Below are 17319 nucleotides of genomic sequence, written 5' to 3' on the forward strand. Positions count from 1 at the left end.
TCTACTCCTGCTCGGCACCCGCTCACTTTCGTGCCGCTTTCCCTTGGGAGGCAAGCTGTTTTTGTCCACTGCCGACGTCAGGTCGAACGTCGGACATCACTCGTCTTCGTCGTCCTCATACCCGACCAGGTTCAGCTCCCGCGCCTTGATCTGGTGGAGCATGCACCAGTGCATCAGCGCGTCCTCGCGCCCGTGGGTGATCCACACCTCCTTGGGCGCGACCTCGCGGATGGTGTCGATCAGTTCGCCCCAGTCGGCATGGTCGGAGATGATCAGCGGCAGCTCGACATTTTTCTGGCGCGCCCGCTGGCGGATCCGCATCCAACCGGACGCCATGGCCGTGATCGGGTCCGGCAGGCGTCGCGACCAGCGGTCGTTCAGCGCGCCGGGCGGGCACATCACGATCCGCCCGCGCATCTCGTCCTTGCTGGCGCCGGTCGCCGACCGCAACTCGCCAAGGTCGATGCCCCAGTCGGAATAGAGCCGGTTCAGTCGCTCCAGCGCGCCATGCACATAGATGGGTTCGTCATAGCCGTGTTTGCGCGCCTCGGTGATCACCCGCTGCGCCTTTCCCAGCGCATAGGCGCCGACCAGCACGCAACGGTCCGGATTGTCGTGAAGCCTTGTCAGAAGGCGGTCGACCTCCCCGCCCGTTTCGGGATGGTGGAACACCGGCAGGCCAAACGTCGCCTCGGTGATGAAAATGTCGCACTTGACCGGCAGGAACGGCTCGCAGGTCGGGTCCTCGCGCCGCTTGTAGTCGCCCGAAACCACCACCCGCTCGCCATTCCAGTCGAGGATGATCTGCGCGCTGCCCAGCACATGGCCGGCCGGCACGAAGCTCACCTCCACCTCGCCGACGGTGACGCTCTGCCCATATTCGATCGGGCACCCATTCTGCGCCCCATAGCGGACGTCCATGATGTCCAGCGTCTCCGGGGTCGCCCAGACCGTTCCGTGACCGCCGCGGGCATGGTCGGCATGGCCGTGAGTGACCAGCGCCCGTTCCTTGGGCTGCGAGGGGTCCACCCAGGCGTCGGCCGGGCGCACATAGATGCCTTCGGGAAAAGGCTCGATCCAGGAACCCAATCGGGGCATCGCGCACTTAAGGGGCGACACGGCGGTTGGTTCCGCCCACGCAACGGAGAACAGAAAAATGGGCGGTAACAGCGACGTCGATTATTGGACCCTGGTCACGATCCTAGGACCGATCCTCCTGCTGGGCATCATCGCCTGGGCGATCCTGCGCAACAGGAAATCATCGGCTGCCAGCATCGAGCGGACCGAACAGGCGACGCACGAGCTCTATCAGGAAGAACAGCGCGCCCACGAAAACGACAAGAGCAGCGGCCTCTGAGCGAAGTCCAGCTTCCCGCGGTCGTCGGCGACTGGTTTGCCGCCCGTGGCTGGCAGCCGCGGCGGCACCAGCTCGAGATGCTGGAGCGCGCCCGCGCCGGCCGCCACGCCTTGCTGGTGGCGGCGACCGGTGCCGGCAAGACGCTGGCCGGGTTCCTGCCGACGATCTGCGACTTGGCGGAAGCGCCCGCGGACGGCCTTCACACCCTCTACATCTCGCCGCTGAAGGCGCTCGCGGTCGACGTCCAGCGCAATCTGCTGGGTCCGATCGAGGAGATGGGCCTGTCGATCCGGGTCGAGACCCGCAGCGGCGACACGCCGTCGGACCGTAAGGCTCGCCAGCGCGCCCGTCCGCCACAGGTCCTGCTCACCACGCCCGAGTCGTTGAGCCTGCTGCTCAGCTACCCGGACAGCTTCACCATGTTCGCGGGGGTGAAGACGGTGGTCCTGGACGAAATTCACGCTTTCGCCCGTGACAAGCGCGGCGATCTCCTGGCCCTCTCGCTGGCCAGGCTGCAGGCGATCGCCCCCGACCTGCGCCGCGTCGGCCTGTCCGCGACCGTCGCCGATCCCGAGGCATACAAGGGTTGGCTTGCCCCCGACGCCGACGCGGAGCTGGTCGACCTCGTTAACGGCGATCCCGGCGCGGAGCCGGAACTGGACATCCTCATTCCCGAGGGCCGCGTCCCCTGGTCCGGCCATTCTGGCCGTTACGCCGCCCGGCAGGTGATGGAGCAGATCGAGCGGCACAAGACCACGCTGGTCTTCTGCAACACCCGGAGCCTGGCCGAGCTGATCTTTCAGGATTTGTGGAAAGTGAACGAGGCCGGCCTGCCGATCGGTGTCCATCACGGCAGCCTGGCATTGGAAGCCCGACGAAAGGTCGAGGCAGCGATGGCCGATGGTCGCCTCCGCGCCCTCGTCTGCACCTCCTCGCTCGACCTCGGGATCGACTGGGGCGACGTCGAACTGGTGATCCAGATGGGCGCGCCCAAAGGCTCCTCCCGCCTCCTCCAGCGTATAGGCCGCGCCAACCACCGGCTCGACGAGCCGAGCCACGGCACCATCGTCCCCGGCAACCGCTTCGAATATCTCGAGGCGCGCGCCGCCCTCGACGCGGTGGACGCCCGCGAGCTCGATCCGGAGATCTTCCGCCCCGGTACGCTCGACACGCTGGCCCAGCACATCCTCGCTTGCGCCTGTGCCGCGCCGTTTGAGCAGGCCGACCTGCTGCGCGAGATCCGCTCTGCCGCGCCCTATGCGGGATTGCCGGACGAGACCTTCGAGCGCGTCCTCCAATATATCGCCACCGGCGGCTATGCCCTGCGCGCCTACGACAAGTTCCGCCGGCTGGTGGAAGAGCCGCGGGGCTCCGGGCACTGGCGGATTACCAGACCCGCGGTGGCCCAGCAGCACCGCCTCAACGCCGGCATCATCGTCGACAATCCCATGCTCGACATCCGTTTCAAGAACGGCCGGATGCTCGGCCGCGTCGAGGAAGGCTTCGCCTCGACGCTGGTGGTCGGCGACCACATCTTTTTCGCCGGCCTCAGCCTTGAGGTACAAAGCTTCAAGGACAGCGACATCATCGTCCGTGCCTCGGCCAAGGAAGCGCGGCTCGTCACCTACGGCGGCCAGCGGATGAGCATGACGACGCACCTTGCCGACCGGGTCCGTGGGTTTCTCGCCTCCCCTGGCGAATGGCACCGTTTTCCGGACGACGTGCGCGAGTGGCTGGAAGTGCAGCAGCGCCGCTCCCGCCTGCCCCGACCGGACGAGCTGCTGGTCGAGACCTTTCCTCACCACGGCCGCCACTACATGCTTGTGTACAGCTTCGAAGGCTGGAACGCCCACCAGTCGCTCGGCATGCTCATCACCAAGCGCATGGAAAAGGCTGGCCTCAAGCCATTGGGCTTCGTTGCCAATGACTACGCCATCTCGGTCTATGGCCTAGAACCGATCGACAACCCCGCACCGCTGCTGTCGGCGGACATATTGGAAGACGAATTCGTCGAGTGGGTCGAACAGTCCATGCTTTTGAAGCGCGCGTTTCGTGAGGTTGCGGTGATCGCCGGGCTGGTCGAGCGCCAGCATCCCGGCAAGCGCAAGACCGGCAAGCAGGTCAGCTTTTCGACCGACCTCATCTACGACGTGCTGCGCAAATACGAACCGGAGCACCTGCTGATGAAAGCGGCATGGGAGGACGCACGGGCCAGAATGACGGAATTGGGGCGACTGGCCCGTCTGGTGGAGCGCGCGGCGGACCAGATGGTCCACGTTCGCGCCGAGCGGGTGACGCCGATGGCCGTGCCCCTGATGGTGATCATCGGCCGGGAAGCCCTGCCGGCCGGCGGCTCCGCCGACGATGCCTTGCTGGAGGAGGCCGAGTTGCTGGCGGCCGAGGCGATGCGGCTTGACTGAACGCAGGTTCATGCAGGGGAAACCACCGGTTGCTATCGTCGCTCCGATGCGCGTCCTTTTCCCGTTGCTGCTGCTTCCAACCTTATCCGGCTGCGTGGTCGGCACGGTCGCCAGCACCGCCGTCGACGTCGTCACCTTGCCGGTGAAAGCGGTCTCCGCCGGGGTCGATGCGGTCACGACCAGCCAGTCGGAAGCGGACGAGAAGCGTGGACGCGCCATCCGCAAGGAAGAGGAGCGACGCGGACGAGAAGCGCGCCAGATGGCGGAGCGTTGCCGCAAGGGCCGTCCGTTGCCGACCGACATATGCGAGCCGCCCCAACCGCGCTAAGCGGCCCCCATGCGCTACTTCCTTGATTGCGAATATGATGGCTTCGGCGGCCCCCTCCTGAGCCTTGCGCTGGTCCCGGAGGACCGTGGCGAGGAATTCTACGTCGTCCTGCAGCACGAACGGCCGCTCAGCGAATGGGTGGAGCGGAACGTCGCACCCTATTTATGGATGGTGCCGGATGCGCATCGTCACGATCCGCTTGGCCGGGAGCAGGCCGCAATCCTTATGTCGGCGTGGCTGGCCGGTCTCCGGGAAATCGAGATACTGGCCGACTGGCCCGAGGATTTCTCGCTGTTCTGCAGCCTGCTCACCATCGGCTCGGGCCGGATGGTGCCGGTCCCGCCGCTCACCATGCGCCTCATCACACTGCCGGGGTTCTCGACCGCGCGGAACAGCGAAGTTCCCCACAACGCCCTGCACGATGCGCGCTCGTTGCGCGATCATGTGCTTGCCCACTTGGAATAGCGTGCGCGTTGCGGCACAGGGCGATTGAGATGGTTCCCTTTTCGTTCGCCGGCCACGACTTCCTCGCCGATCCGCAAGGCGCCCTTTTCTGGCCGGCCGAACGGGCGCTGCTGGTTGCCGACCTGCATCTGGAAAAGGCCAGCTGGTTTGCCCGGCTTGGACAGTTCCTGCCGCCCTACGACAGCCAGGCCACCCTCAGCGCCCTGACGGATCTGGTCGATCGCACCGGCGTGCGGAAACTTTATTGCCTAGGTGACAGCTTCCACGACCGCTTCGGCTGCGACCGCCTGCCGGAAGCCGCGCGGGCAATGCTGCTTTCCCTGACCGGGCGGCTCGATTGGGTCTGGATTCTCGGCAACCACGATCCGGGCTTTGCGGACCATTGCGGCGGGCGGCTGGTGGAGGAGGCGTATGTGCGGGGGCTCACCCTGCGACACGAGGCCGACCCGCTCGACACCTCGCCGGAGATGAGCGGCCACTTTCACCCCAAGCTTCGCCTGCAACTGCGCGGCAAGAACATTTCGCGCCGCTGCTACGTCGCCAGCGCAACCAAGCTGATTTTGCCGGCCTTCGGCTCGCTCACTGGCGGCCTGGACGCCGGACATCCGGAGATTCGCAAGAAGGTCGGGACGAGTGCCGCGGCTCTGGTGCCGGTGGCCGACCGAATGCTCCGCTTCCCGCTCGCCGCCTAGGCCAGCCGGGCGGGCATCAGCCCGCGCACGATATTGCCGATCTGGAAGCCATCTCGCAGGTCCTCCGCGCGCAGGTCCGCCTCGACCGCCTTGCCCTCGTCGATCAGCTTGCCCCGCAGGACGCCAGGCAACAGTCCGCGGCTGAGCGGCGGCGTCAGCAGCTTGCCGTCGCGCTCCACGAACAGGCTGGTGAACGTGCCTTCGGTCAGGAAGCCGTCTGCATCCACGAACACGGTCTCATACGCGCCACCATCCGCCCGCGCCCGATCGTAGAAGCTGCGATCTGTCGTTTTGAAGCGCAGTCGAAAATCGCTTGGCGCAACGGGAAGCGGTCGCAAGACAACCGGCACCGGCAACTCCGCCGGCCGATGAATGGGTTTCACCTCCACCGCCATCGTCCCGGTCGGTGACAACAGCAGCCTGGCCATCCCCGGCGTGCTTCGGCCAAAGGTCGCCGCCTGCAGTTCGTTGCGCGCATTATGTCGATTGTAATCGAAGCCCAGGACCTGCGCCGCTTCCCCCAACCGTCCAAGGTGCCGTTCCAGCTCGACTATGCCTTCCTGCGGATCGAAGCGCATGGTCTCGATAAGGTCGACGGGTGGATTGCTTGCGGTCACGAAGGCTCCCTTGGCCAGGCACTCGGCCCATTCATCGACGGCTTGGCTGTCCACCACAAGCCCCGATCCCAGGCCAAGACGCGCAGTTTCCTCCCCACTGCCGATCTCCAGCGTTCGGATAAGGACGTTGAAGGCCGCATCCCCGCCCGGCTCGATCCAGCCCATCGCCCCGGTATAGGCCCCCCGCGGTTCCGGCTCGAGCTGCCGAAGAGCCTTCATCGCCGCGATCTTGGGCGCGCCGGTCACCGAACCGCACGGAAAAATGGTTCGCAGCACGTCCACCGCGTCGAGCCCCGGCCGAAGCCGGGCAGTCACGCGGCTCACCATCTGCCGCAGGGTCGGATAGGTCTCGACCGCAAACAACTCGGGCACCGCCACGCTGCCTGGTTCCGCCACGCGCGCCAGGTCGTTGCGCAGCAGGTCCACGATCATCAGGTTTTCGGCCCGGCTCTTCTCGTCCCTCGTCAAAGCTTCCGGCGGGCTGGACAGCGGCGCCGTCCCCTTCATCGGCTTGGCCTCGATCGCTCCGGACCGCAGAGTGAAGAATTGCTCCGGGCTGAGCGACAGCAGCCACCCGACCGGCCAGCGCAGGACGCCGCCCCATCCCGCTTGGCTCGCCTGCCGCATGCGGGCATAAAGCGCCAGCGGATCGCCGACGAACCCGACATCGCAACCAAAGGTCAGGTTGGCCTGGTAACAGTCGCCCGCGAACAGGTGGTCCCGGACTTGCCCGGCCGCTTCCAGATATTGCGCGCGGGTGATGCGAGGCCGCGGCGCCCGCGCCCAGGCGCCGTCCGGGTCCGGCAGCCAGTCCTTTGCCACGACTTCCTCGAAACCGTCGAACAGGCCGAACCACAGCAGCTGCCCGCCACTCGTTCGCGCCGCGGCCGCCAGCGCCGGATCGAGCGCATAACCGGCCTCATAAGCAATAAAGCCGGCGGCATGCGCTCCGGCTCGGACAGCCTCTTGCAATGCGGCCAGCGCAGGGACGACCTCGGCTTGGGTCCGCGCCTCGATCACCCCGACCGGGCGGCGGTAGAGGCGAGGGTCCGCACCGCTGCGCGCATCGTCGAACAGGGCAAAGGCGTCGCTCACCGTTCCATTTGCCCGGGGCGATGGGGCTTCGTAAAGCTGCTCCATGCGTATCATCACCGCCCTGGCGCTCGCCGCCTTCCTTGCCGCCCCCGCCACGGCTCAGACAGTCGATTCCCGCACCCAGGCAAGGATCGACCGCATTCTGAAGCGAGCGCCGCTCATCGATGGGCATAACGACTTGCCCTACGCCTTGCGCGAAGACTTCAAGCGCGACGTGACCGGACTGGCCAGCGGTGGGGCGAGCCGGACGCCGCCGTTGATGACCGACATCGCCCGACTGCGCGAAGGGCGGGTCGGCGCGCAATTCTGGTCGGTCTACATCGAGGGCACGGTCACGGGCGACGAAGCAATCCGCCAGACCATCGAACAGATCGACACCGTCCACCGGCTGGTCCGCGCCTACCCGCAGGATCTCGCCATGGCGCACACCGCCGGCGATATCGTTCGCGTGCACCGGCAGGGCCGCGTCGCCTCCCTGATCGGTATCGAAGGCGGACGTCAAATCGGCAACAGCCTCGCGGCGCTTCGTCTCTTCTACGACGCGGGCGCGCGCTACATGACGCTCACCCACAATCAGACCACCGAATGGGCGGATAGCGCGACCGACCAGCCGAAGTGGAACGGCCTGTCCTCCTTTGGCAAGGACGTCGTGGCCGAAATGAACCGGCTCGGCATGCTGGTTGACCTCAGTCACGTGTCTCCGGACGTCATGCGGCAGGCGATTGCTCTCAGCCGGGCGCCGGTGATCTTTTCCCATTCGAGCACGATCGGAATCACGCCCCACCCGCGCAACGTGCCCGACGATGTGCTTCGATCACTGGCGGCCAACGGGGGTGTCGTGATGGTCACCTGGGTGCCGGGTTTCATCAGCCAGGCCGTCTGGGACTGGTCCGCCAATCGTGCCGGCGAGGAGGCCCGGCTGAAGGCCGTCCACCGCGCCAGCAACGCCGCAGTGGAAGCCGGATTGAAGCGCTGGGAAGCGGCCAACCCTCGGCCTGCAACGACCGTCAAGGATGTCGCCGACCATGTCGAACATGCCGCGCGGGTCGCCGGCTACGATCATATCGGCATCGGCGCCGACCTTGACGGGATCCCCTATACGCCGACCGGCCTGGAAGGCGTGGAAGCCTATCCGGTGCTGTTCGCGGAGCTGATCCGCCGGGGCTGGTCGGATCAAAACCTTGCCAAGCTCGCCGGTGGCAACGTTCTCCGCGCCTTGCGGGGCGCAGAGGCGACTGCCGCCCGCATGAAGGAAACTCCGCCATCGATGTCGGCGCTTGAGCCCGAGAAGCCGGCCAACTAGGGTCGCCGCCATGCGCATCACCCTCCGCCTGGCGCTTGTCGCCTCTGCCCTCGTCACCAGTCCCCTCGCCGCCGCCGAGGCTCCGAAGCCCGCGGCGCTGGTGGCGGACGGCATGCCTGCCGTCCCCGCCGAGCTTGCCGCCCGCTCGCGCCCCTACATGGAGATGCGCAGCGCCAGCTTTGCCGGCTGGAATGCGCGCGACCGCAGCATGCTGGTCCGCACCCGCTTCGCCAACGTCCCTCAGCTGCATCGCGTGGCCGGGCCGATGATGGATCGCTTCCAGATCAGCTTCGAGCCCGAGCCGCTCGGCGGCAGCTGGTCACCAACCGGCGACGTGCTGGCGGTCAGCAAGGACAATGGCGGCGACGAATTCTTCCAGATCTACACGCTTAATGCCGGCCGCCTGAACCTCCTTACCGACGGCAAGAGCCGCAACACCATGGGTCCATGGAGTCACGACGGAAAGCTGCTCGGCTACAGTTCCACCCGCCGCAACGGGACGGACACCGATCTTTATGTGATCGATCCGCGCAATCCGGCCAGCAACCGCATGGTGGCTGAGGTCAAGGGCGGCGGTTGGGCGATCGTCGACTTCGCGCCCGGTAACCAGCGCGCGGTCGTTGCGGAGTACAAGTCGGTCACCAACTCCGATCCATACCTGCTCGACCTTGCCAGCGGGCGCATGACCCCGATCGGCGATCATTCCAAGGACATCGCCTACGGCGGGATGCAGTTTGCGCCGAATGGCACCCTGTGGGCGACCTCCGACGAAGGCTCAGATGTGCAGCGGCTCGGCGTGCTCGATCCGGCGAGTGGTCGCTTCACTCCGGTCACCCCGGCCGGACGCTGGGAAGTGGACGAGTTCGACATTTCCCACGATGGCCGCACCATCGCCTTCATGACCAACGAAGCGGGGATCAGCCGCCTCTATCTGATGGACGCGGCCAGCCGGCGCGTGCGGCCGGTCACCAGCCTTCCGATCGGTGTCGCGGGCGGGCTGGAGTTCGCACCGTGGGGCGATCTGGGCTTCACCTACAACAGCGCCAGCAGCACGGCGGACGCCTTTGCGCTCAATCCCGCGACCGGCAAGATCACCCGCTGGACGATGAGCGAGACCGGCGGAGTCAACCTCAGCGGCAATCGCGACCCCGAGCTGATCGAGATCAAGAGCTTCGACGGGGAACTGGTGTCCGGGTTCCTCTACCGTCCCGATCCGCGCCGCTTCCCCGGCAAGCGCCCGGTCATCGTGGACATCCACGGCGGGCCGGAAGGGCAAGAGCGGCCCGGCTTCATGGGTCGCGACAATTACCTGATCAACGAACTCGGCATTGCCGTCTTCCTGCCCAACGTCCGTGGCTCGACCGGCTTTGGCAAGCGCTTCGTCAGTCTCGACAACGGGCCATTCAAGCGCGAAGATTCCGTCAAGGATATCGGCGCCTTCCTCGAACACCTGAAAGCGGACCCGGCCCTCGACGCCAGCCGCATGGCCGTGACCGGCGGCTCCTATGGCGGCTACATGTGCTACGCTTCGGCGATCCGTTACGCCGACGCCTTCCGGGGCGCGCTGTGCAACGTCGCCATTTCCAATTTCAATACCTTCCTGGAAAACACGCAAAGCTATCGCCGCGATCTGCGCCGGGTCGAATATGGCGATGAGCGCGACCCCGCCCAGCGGGCCAAGCTGCAGGAAATCTCGCCGCTCACCCGCATCGGCGAGATCAAGGCGCCACTCTTCGTGGTCCAGGGCGCCAACGACCCGCGTGTGCCCAAGTCCGAAGCCGACCAGGTCGTGGCCGCCGTTCGGGCCAGGGGCACGCCGGTCTGGTACCTCCTTGCCAACAACGAGGGTCATGGCTTCGCCAAGAAGGAGAACCAGGACTATCTGTTCTGGTCCACCCTCCAGTTCTGGCAGAATAGCCTGCTGGGCAACCCGCGGACGGCGGCGCGGTGAAGCGGGCAATTCGCTTCGCCGGCGCACATTGGTACGCCCCCATATTCGTCGCGATGCTGGCGGCGGTATGGCTGCTCGCCCGGACGCCAACTTTCATGCAGCCTGGAGGTGAAGCGGCGCTGCTGGCCGATCTGTGCATCACCGCGCCCCTGCTTTACGCCCTGTGCTACGGTCGCCGGCAAGCCGTCCGCAAGACGGCGGTCCGAATGCTGGCCATTTCCTGCGCGGGGGTTTGGCTGGCGAGCTGGCTGATTCCGACCGAGCACCAGTCGATCCTGCCTCAGCTTGCACCCCTTCGCTGGGCCGGGCTCTTGGTCGTAACCGTCTTCGAACTTCGGCTTTTGCTCGCCGCCACGCGGATTGCGTTCAGCGGCAAAGGCACCGCCGCAGACATTGCGGAGGCAAGCGACGCACCGGAGTGGATCGCGCGGCTGATGCTGCTGGAGGCACGGTTTTGGCGCGCCGTCTGGCGGATTGCCCGCTTCGGCAAGTGGCGCCGGCCATGACCGAGCGGAACCCGCCCCTTCGCGCCGCCATCATTCCGGTGACGCCGTTGCAGCAGAATTGCTCGCTCGTCTGGTGCACGGCGACCAACAGGGCCGCGTTCGTCGACCCCGGCGGGGACCTGCCGAAACTTCGGGCGGCGGTCCGGCAGACGGGCGTGGAGGTTGAAAAGATCCTCCTCACCCACGGGCACATCGACCATTGCGGGCAGGCCGGCATGCTTGCTGCCGAACTGGGCGTGCCGATCGAAGGGCCGCATGAAGCGGATCGCTACTGGATCGCCCGGCTCGCCGATGACGGGCAGCAGTATGGCATCGAGGCACAGACCTTCGAGCCCGACCGCTGGCTCGTTCAGGGGGACGAAGTGACTGTCGGCGATCTCACCTTCGCGGTTCATCACACGCCGGGCCATACGCCCGGCCATCTTGTCTTTCACCATGCTCCCTCAAAGCTCGCGCTGGTCGGTGATGTGCTGTTCGCCGGTTCGATCGGCCGCACCGATTTTCCGTTAAGCGATCATCAGGCGCTGCTTGATTCCATCCAGCAACGGCTTTGGCCGATGGGTAATGAGACCGTCTTTCTTCCAGGCCACGGTCCCGCCTCGACCTTTGGGCGGGAGCGTGCTTCCAATCCCTTTGTCGGCGATCAGGTGCTGGCCGCGGCGTGAACGCGGCGCCTACCCGCTTGCTTCCGCGCCGCTAATCGCTATAGGCGACGCGTTCGCGACGATCCTTCGCCGCCGCGGGGCTTCCCGTATGAGCATTGGCGAGGCTCGTCGCATTCTTTTTGAGCCAACACGAGAACAGGTGCCGCAATGGCCGTCCCCAAGAGAAAAACCTCGCCCTCCAAGCGCAACATGCGCCGTAGCCATCACGCGCTGAGCCCGGCGAGCTTCCAGGAATGCCCGAATTGCGGCGAACTGAAAGCCCCGCATAACCTTTGCAGCGCTTGCGGCCATTACAACGGCCGCGAAGTCGTCTCGACCGAGGTCTGAGCGGCTCCGTAAGCCTGTGACCCGCAAGCCGGACAGCGCCGCGACCATCGAGGCGCCGCGGATTGCGATCGACGCCATGGGAGGCGACTCCGGTCCGGCAGCGATGCTGGGCGGGGTGGCGCGCGCCCTTCGCGCGGATCGGTCGCTCCGCTTCCTTCTCGTCGGTGACGAAGCTCGCCTTCGGCCGGAATTCGAGCGGCTGGTCCTGCCGGCCGGCTCGGTCGATCTGCTGCACGCTCCGGACGCTATCGAAGGTTCCGAAAAGCCGAGCGCTGCACTGCGCCGCGCCCGGACCACGTCCATGGGCATGGCGATCAACGCGGTGAAATCGGGCGATGCCCACGCCGCTCTGTCGGCTGGCAACACCGGGGCGCTGATGGCGATTGCCAAGCTTGCGCTTCGCACCATGCCCGGCATCGACCGTCCGGCGCTTGCTGCCCTGCTCCCCACCCTGGGTGAGCACGACCTCATCATGCTCGACCTCGGCGCCAATACCGAGTGCGATGCACAGAACCTCGTTCAGTTCGCGGTCATGGGCGCGGCCTATGCCCGAACGGTGACCGGCATCAAGAAGCCTCGAGTCCGGCTGCTCAACATCGGCACGGAGGAGCTGAAGGGGACCGACGAGCTCAAGGAGGCGGCCGCCCTGCTGCGGGAGGTCGACTATCTTCCGCTGCAGTTCGACGGGTTTACCGAAGGCGATCAGTTGAGCCGCGGCAAGACCGACGTGGTGGTAACCGACGGTTTTTCAGGCAACATCGCGCTCAAGACCGCCGAGGGCACGGCCCGCTTCGTCACCGACCTCCTCCGGCGCGCCTTCACGTCCTCGCTCCGGTCCAAGGCAGGTTTTGCATTGAGCAAGCCGGCGCTGCACATGCTCAAGGTCCATCTTGACCCGAACAATCACAACGGCGCCGTTTTCCTGGGCCTCAACGGTCTTGTCGTGAAGAGCCATGGCGGAGCGACCCCGAAAGGCGTCGCCAACGCGATCGCCGTCGCTGCTCGGATGGTGCGCAACGACATCACCCGGAAGATCTCGGACGACCTCGACAACTTCCAGGCCCACGCCTTCATGAACAGCGAGGCGGCGGCCAAGTGACCCGCAGGGCGGTTATCGAGGGCGTCGGCTCGGCCCTGCCGCAGCGCCGGGTGGACAATGCGGAGCTTGCCGCACAGGTCGACACCTCCGACGAATGGATCGTCGAGCGGACCGGGATCCGCACGCGCTATGTGGCGGGGGATGGGGAGACAACCGCGACCCTGGCCGCCGAGGCCTGCCGCAAGGCGCTCGCCCACGCCGGCATGGACGCGTCCGACATTGACCTGATCGTCCTCGCCACCGCCACCCCCGACCAAACCTTTCCCTCGTCCGCGACCAAGGTTCAGGCGCTGCTCGGCATCGACGATTGCATCGCCTTCGACGTGCACGCGGTCTGCACCGGCTTTCTCTATGCCTTGTCCGTCGCCGACGCGATGGTCCGCGGCGGGAATGCCTCCAGCGCGCTGGTCATCGGCGCCGAAACATTCAGCCGAATTCTCGATTGGGAAGATCGCACCACCTGCGTCCTGTTCGGCGACGGCGCCGGCGCGGTCGTCCTCAAGGCGGAAGACGATGGGGAGCGCGGAATCCTTGCGACCCGCCTTCACGCCGATGGGCGGCACGGCGACATGCTTTATGTCGATGGGGGTCCGTCCACGACCGGGACCGTCGGCAAGCTGCGCATGAAGGGCCGGGAGGTGTTTCGCCACGCGGTGGTAAACCTCGCCGATGTCCTCAACGAGGTCCTCGAAGCGGCCGGCCTTTCCCGGGACGACGTCGACTGGGTCGTGCCACACCAGGCCAATGCCCGGATCATCGATGCCACCGCCCGGAAACTGGGCTTACCAGCCGAGCGGGTCGTGCTGACCGTCGACCAACACGCCAATACCTCTGCTGCCTCCGTCCCGCTGGCGCTCGATGTCGCTGTGCAGGATGGTCGCATAAAGAAAGGCGATTGTGTGGTGCTCGAAGCGATGGGCGGTGGTTTTACTTGGGGCGCTGCCGCTTTGCGCTTTTGAAATCGCTGCGAAAATATGCTCTTGTCGGATTATCGACACAAGCAATGTTGGTACAAGCGTGATGAAGGCGGCCTTGGGGAAGGTCGTCGATGATTTTCGGGGGTTGGAGAAAGCCGATGGCCGATGCGGGTGTCGCCCGGAGCGGGCGTGACAGTGAGATGCACTCGGGGACGCTGACGCGCGCGGACCTTAGCGATGTTGTCCACCGCAAGCTCGGGCTCTCCCGGGCCGAATCCGCGTCGATGGTCGAGCGGCTGCTCCACCACATGTGCGCGGCCCTGTCCGACGGACAGAATGTAAAGATCTCCGGCTTCGGCAGTTTCATCCTGCGCGACAAGGGCGAACGGGTCGGCCGCAATCCCAAGACCGGCGTCGAAGTGCCGATTGCACCGCGCCGCGTCATGACCTTCCGCGCCAGCCAGACCATGCGCGACCGGGTCGCGCGCGGCCGCTAGGGTCCGGGTTTCGCCAGATGCTCGGCAAGGCGCCCGATGCCTTCCGGACCATTGGCGAACTGTCCGATGAGTTGGGCGTTGCCCAACACATCCTGCGTTATTGGGAAACCAAATTCCCATTGAAGCCGCTGCAGCGCGCGGGAAACCGTCGCTACTATCGGCCTGCGGACGTCGCCCTGGCGCGGCGGATCAATCAGCTGCTCAACGAAGAGGGTTATACCGTCCGCGGCGTGCAGAAGCTGCTGCGCGAAGGCACGGCGGGGGCGGAAGATACGCCCGCCATTCCGCTAGGCGCGGGCAGCGTATCAGCGGTTTCGCCCGACGAACTCCGCCGCGTGCGCCAGCGGTTGCTCGACGCGCTCGGTTCCTAGCGCCCGCACTGCATCGATCGCGACGTTCAGCGGCACCCGCCTGACCGCTACACCCGGGGGAAAGGCATCGAGCAGGCGCGACGGGCAGGCCGCCGACAGGATCACGAACTTGCCCCGGTCCCCCTGCCTCCGGATCAGTCGACCGAATGCCTGCGCCAGCCGGGCCTTCACCACCCGGTCGTCGTACGCCGATCCGCCGGAAGCCATCCGCCGTGCCGCGTGCAGCACGGTCGGTCGAGGCCAGGGCACCCGCTCCATCACCACCAGCCGCAGCGACTCTCCTGGCACGTCGACCCCATCGCGCAGCGCGTCGGTGCCGAGCAGGCTGGCACGCGGGTCGTCGCGGAAGATGTCGACCAGCGTGCCGGTGTCGATCGGATCGACATGCTGGGCAAGCAGCGGCAGCCCGTCGCGCGCCAACCGATCGGCAATCCGCGCATGCACCGCCTTCAAGCGCTGAATCGCGGTGAACAGGCCCAGGGTGCCGCCGCCCGCCGCTTCGATCAGCCGCGCATAGGCTCCGGCCAGGGCGGGCAGGTCGCTTTGCCGCACATCGGTAACGACCAGCACCTCGGCCGAGGCGGGATAGTCGAAGGGGCTGGCGGCGTGAAACCGGTCACCGGGCGCGGCGAGGTGCAAAGCCCCGGTCCGGGCTTCCGCCGCCTGCCAGCCCTCGTCCCCACCACGCAAGGTGGCCGAAGTGATCAGCACGCCGTGGGCAGGTTCCAGCACCGCCTTCGCCAAGGGCCGTGTCGGGTCGAGCCAACGTCGCTGCAAACCCATGTCATACTCGCGCCCGTCCACTCGCTCGACATGCAGCCAGTCGACGAAATCCGGATCCGCCTCGCCGCCCACGCGCGTCAGCAGACGGATCCACGCCGCGATCGTCTCGCCGCGCCAGGTAACGCCGGCAACTGCGCCTTCGACCCGCGCGCGGGCCGCAGTGTCCAGCCAGTCGGGTGCATCCTCCAGCACCGCCTCGAGCCGCCGAGCCAGAGCCGCCAATGGCCGCCGCAGCCCTTCCAGTGCTTCCGCGGCTTCGGCCGCAGTGGCGACGAGCGCGCCGTCCGGTTCGGCCAGCTCGGTTTCCAGGCCGTAGCCCGCATCCTGCGCCCGGGCCCGCGCATAGACCGTGCCTCGAATTGCCGACAGCAGGCCCTCCAGCGGTCCGAATGCCGCACCTTCCGCGATCCGGCCGAGCCAGCCGTCCGACGGCAGAGCCCGCGCCGCCTCGACCGCGCCATCGAGCGCTGCGGCCCCCGCATCGTCGTAGGAGCAGACGTCCAGCAACCTTGCCGAGAGGCCCCGCCGCCGCCCGCGAGAACTCTTCTCCGGGCCCACGATCCAGCGGCGAAGCTCGATGGTTTCCTGTCCGGTCAAAGCGACCGCAAAGGTCGAGTCGGCGGCGTCGAACAGGTGATGGCCTTCGTCGAACAGCAGGCGTTCGGGCGGACGGGCCATGCGGCTGCGGGCTGCGTTAACCATGACCAGCGCATGATTGGCGATCACCAGATCGGCATCCCGGCTTGCGCGCTCCGCCCGTTCGATGAAGCAGCGGCGATAGTGGGGGCAGCCGGCGTAGACGCATTCCCCCCGCCGATCGGTCAGGGCGGTCGCGCCCGCCCGGCGGAACAGGCTCGGGAGCCAGCCGGGCAGGTCGCCGCCGACCATGTCGCCGTCCTTGGTGTAGGCCGCCCATCGGCCAACCAGCTGGGCAAGCACCGCAGCCCGGCCAGAGAACGCGCCTTGAAGCGCGTCTTCCAAGTTGAGCAGGCAAAGATAGTTCTCGCGCCCCTTGCGGATCACGATCCGGCGCTTGCGCTCGTCAGGGTCGGCGAACAACCGCGCCCCTTCGGCATCCAGCTGCCGCTGCAGCGCCTTGGTGAAGGTCGAAACCCAGACCGCGCCTCCAGCCTTCTCGGCCCACAGCGACGCGGGCGCGAGATAGGCAAGGGTCTTGCCGATCCCCGTCCCCGCTTCCGCCAGCAGGAGGTTGGGCGCCTCGGCTCGCCTGCGCGGAGCGAAGACTTGGCCCACGGCGCCGGCCAGCGCCCGCTGCCCTGCCCTTGCCTCGGCCCCGGCGCCGGTAAGTTGCGCCAGCCGCGCTTCGGCTTCGCCATCGCCGATCCGGACGGGGCGTGGCGGCGGACGGTCCGCGCTTTCCTCCCAACTCGGCAACCGCGAGAATTGCATGCGTTCCCCTCGTTCCGGCCGTGGGAGGCGCTGTCCGACCAGCCCCGCCCAGCCCCAGCCGAGCCGGTGCAACGTCGCGTTGCTGGTCCACGCGCCTTCGCGTTCCGCCCAGCCGTCGTCCGCAAGCACTGCCAGCAGCCGTTCCGCCAACGCCGGAAGCAGCCGGGCGCCCTCGGTGTCGCCGCCAGGAACTTCCATTCCCAACGCTTTCGCAAACCCCGCCACTGTCGGCACCGCGAAGCGCGCGGGGTGCACGAATGCGAAAAGTTCGAGCAGATCCAGGCCCGACAGCTCGGGGTAGCCCAACCGCTGGCCGATCAACGGCGCATTCAAAAGGATGTGCGGAGTTTCCGCCGCCCGCGCGATCGCCTCGCCTCGGGTCGCCTCACGCACCTCTCCGCCCGCGGCCAGCCAGATGCCGGCGTGGGTTGCGTGCAACGCGGGAAGAGGCAAAGGAGCAGCCACCCCGCACCTCTACCGGCGGGGAGAACGAAAGGGCAACAGTGGATCAGCAGT

The 17319-nt window shown here is 66.8% G+C and carries 17 protein-coding genes; 14 read left to right on the forward strand and 3 right to left on the reverse strand.

From position 1 onward, the window contains the following. Positions 1-96: 96 nt before the first annotated feature. Positions 97-1098, reverse strand: a complete 1002-nt coding sequence (locus AC4GYS_RS01800; protein WP_491107402.1) for a ligase-associated DNA damage response exonuclease — start codon at positions 1096-1098, stop codon at positions 97-99. Between the two features lie 58 nt (positions 1099-1156). Here AC4GYS_RS01800 and AC4GYS_RS01805 point away from each other — a divergent pair, with 58 nt between their 5' ends. From AC4GYS_RS01805 to pdeM, 5 genes are read left to right on the forward strand one after another with little or no spacing between them, the layout of a single operon-like run. Beyond that, positions 1157-1357, forward strand: coding sequence for a hypothetical protein (locus AC4GYS_RS01805; protein WP_491109419.1), 201 nt, complete (start codon positions 1157-1159; stop codon positions 1355-1357). Next, positions 1354-3777 carry a ligase-associated DNA damage response DEXH box helicase gene (locus AC4GYS_RS01810; protein ID WP_491109343.1) on the forward strand — a complete coding sequence of 808 codons (2424 nt, stop codon included), beginning with the start codon at positions 1354-1356 and terminating at the stop codon, positions 3775-3777. The genes AC4GYS_RS01805 and AC4GYS_RS01810 overlap by 4 nt, the downstream gene beginning before the upstream one ends. A gap of 46 nt (positions 3778-3823) precedes the next feature. Beyond that, positions 3824-4105, forward strand: coding sequence for a hypothetical protein (locus tag AC4GYS_RS01815; RefSeq protein WP_491107403.1), 282 nt, complete (start codon positions 3824-3826; stop codon positions 4103-4105). Positions 4106-4114: 9 nt separating this feature from the next. Then, positions 4115-4570, forward strand: coding sequence for a hypothetical protein (locus AC4GYS_RS01820; RefSeq protein ID WP_491107404.1), 456 nt, complete (start codon positions 4115-4117; stop codon positions 4568-4570). A 29-nt stretch (positions 4571-4599) separates the two neighbouring features. Beyond that, positions 4600-5262 carry a ligase-associated DNA damage response endonuclease PdeM gene (gene pdeM, locus AC4GYS_RS01825; protein WP_491107405.1) on the forward strand — a complete coding sequence of 221 codons (663 nt, stop codon included), beginning with the start codon at positions 4600-4602 and terminating at the stop codon, positions 5260-5262. Here the strand turns inward: pdeM and pabB are convergent. Beyond that, positions 5259-6974 carry an aminodeoxychorismate synthase component I gene (gene pabB / locus AC4GYS_RS01830; protein ID WP_491107406.1) on the reverse strand — a complete coding sequence of 572 codons (1716 nt, stop codon included), beginning with the start codon at positions 6972-6974 and terminating at the stop codon, positions 5259-5261. The two genes, pdeM and pabB, sit on opposite strands and share 4 nt — an antisense overlap. Before the next feature lie 43 nt (positions 6975-7017). Between pabB and AC4GYS_RS01835 the strand changes: the two genes are divergently transcribed. From AC4GYS_RS01835 to AC4GYS_RS01875, 9 genes are all read left to right on the forward strand, one after another. Further along, positions 7018-8277 (forward strand): dipeptidase, encoded by a 1260-nt coding sequence (locus AC4GYS_RS01835; RefSeq protein ID WP_491107407.1) that lies wholly within the window; start codon positions 7018-7020, stop codon positions 8275-8277. Between the two features lie 10 nt (positions 8278-8287). Further along, the gene (locus AC4GYS_RS01840; RefSeq protein WP_491107408.1) at positions 8288-10228 is read left to right on the forward strand and encodes a S9 family peptidase; all 1941 of its coding nucleotides are present in this window, start codon (positions 8288-8290) and stop codon (positions 10226-10228) included. Further along, positions 10225-10734: a hypothetical protein gene (locus AC4GYS_RS01845; protein WP_491107409.1), complete on the forward strand. Its 510-nt coding sequence runs from the start codon at positions 10225-10227 to the stop codon at positions 10732-10734. Before AC4GYS_RS01840 ends, AC4GYS_RS01845 begins: the two co-directional genes overlap by 4 nt. Continuing rightward, positions 10731-11399, forward strand: a complete 669-nt coding sequence (locus AC4GYS_RS01850) for an MBL fold metallo-hydrolase (RefSeq protein WP_491107410.1) — start codon at positions 10731-10733, stop codon at positions 11397-11399. The genes AC4GYS_RS01845 and AC4GYS_RS01850 overlap by 4 nt, the downstream gene beginning before the upstream one ends. Before the next feature lie 147 nt (positions 11400-11546). Continuing rightward, entirely contained in the window at positions 11547-11726 is a 180-nt protein-coding gene (gene rpmF, locus AC4GYS_RS01855; RefSeq protein WP_491107411.1) for a 50S ribosomal protein L32, read from the forward strand. A gap of 76 nt (positions 11727-11802) precedes the next feature. Then, positions 11803-12825 (forward strand): phosphate acyltransferase PlsX, encoded by a 1023-nt coding sequence (gene plsX, locus AC4GYS_RS01860; protein ID WP_491109344.1) that lies wholly within the window; start codon positions 11803-11805, stop codon positions 12823-12825. Then, positions 12822-13784: a beta-ketoacyl-ACP synthase III gene (locus tag AC4GYS_RS01865; RefSeq protein ID WP_491107412.1), complete on the forward strand. Its 963-nt coding sequence runs from the start codon at positions 12822-12824 to the stop codon at positions 13782-13784. The genes plsX and AC4GYS_RS01865 overlap by 4 nt, the downstream gene beginning before the upstream one ends. Before the next feature lie 116 nt (positions 13785-13900). Then, positions 13901-14239: an integration host factor subunit alpha gene (locus AC4GYS_RS01870; protein WP_491107413.1), complete on the forward strand. Its 339-nt coding sequence runs from the start codon at positions 13901-13903 to the stop codon at positions 14237-14239. Positions 14240-14256: 17 nt separating this feature from the next. Continuing rightward, the gene (locus AC4GYS_RS01875) at positions 14257-14610 is read left to right on the forward strand and encodes a MerR family transcriptional regulator (RefSeq protein ID WP_491107414.1); all 354 of its coding nucleotides are present in this window, start codon (positions 14257-14259) and stop codon (positions 14608-14610) included. On the opposite strand, the gene AC4GYS_RS01880 is transcribed toward AC4GYS_RS01875, so the two are convergent. Beyond that, positions 14545-17268 carry an ATP-dependent DNA helicase gene (locus AC4GYS_RS01880; RefSeq protein ID WP_491107415.1) on the reverse strand — a complete coding sequence of 908 codons (2724 nt, stop codon included), beginning with the start codon at positions 17266-17268 and terminating at the stop codon, positions 14545-14547. The genes AC4GYS_RS01875 and AC4GYS_RS01880 overlap by 66 nt on opposite strands. Between the last annotated feature and the right edge of the window lie 51 nt (positions 17269-17319).

Source organism: Sphingomonas sp. SP1 (assembly GCF_058313395.1).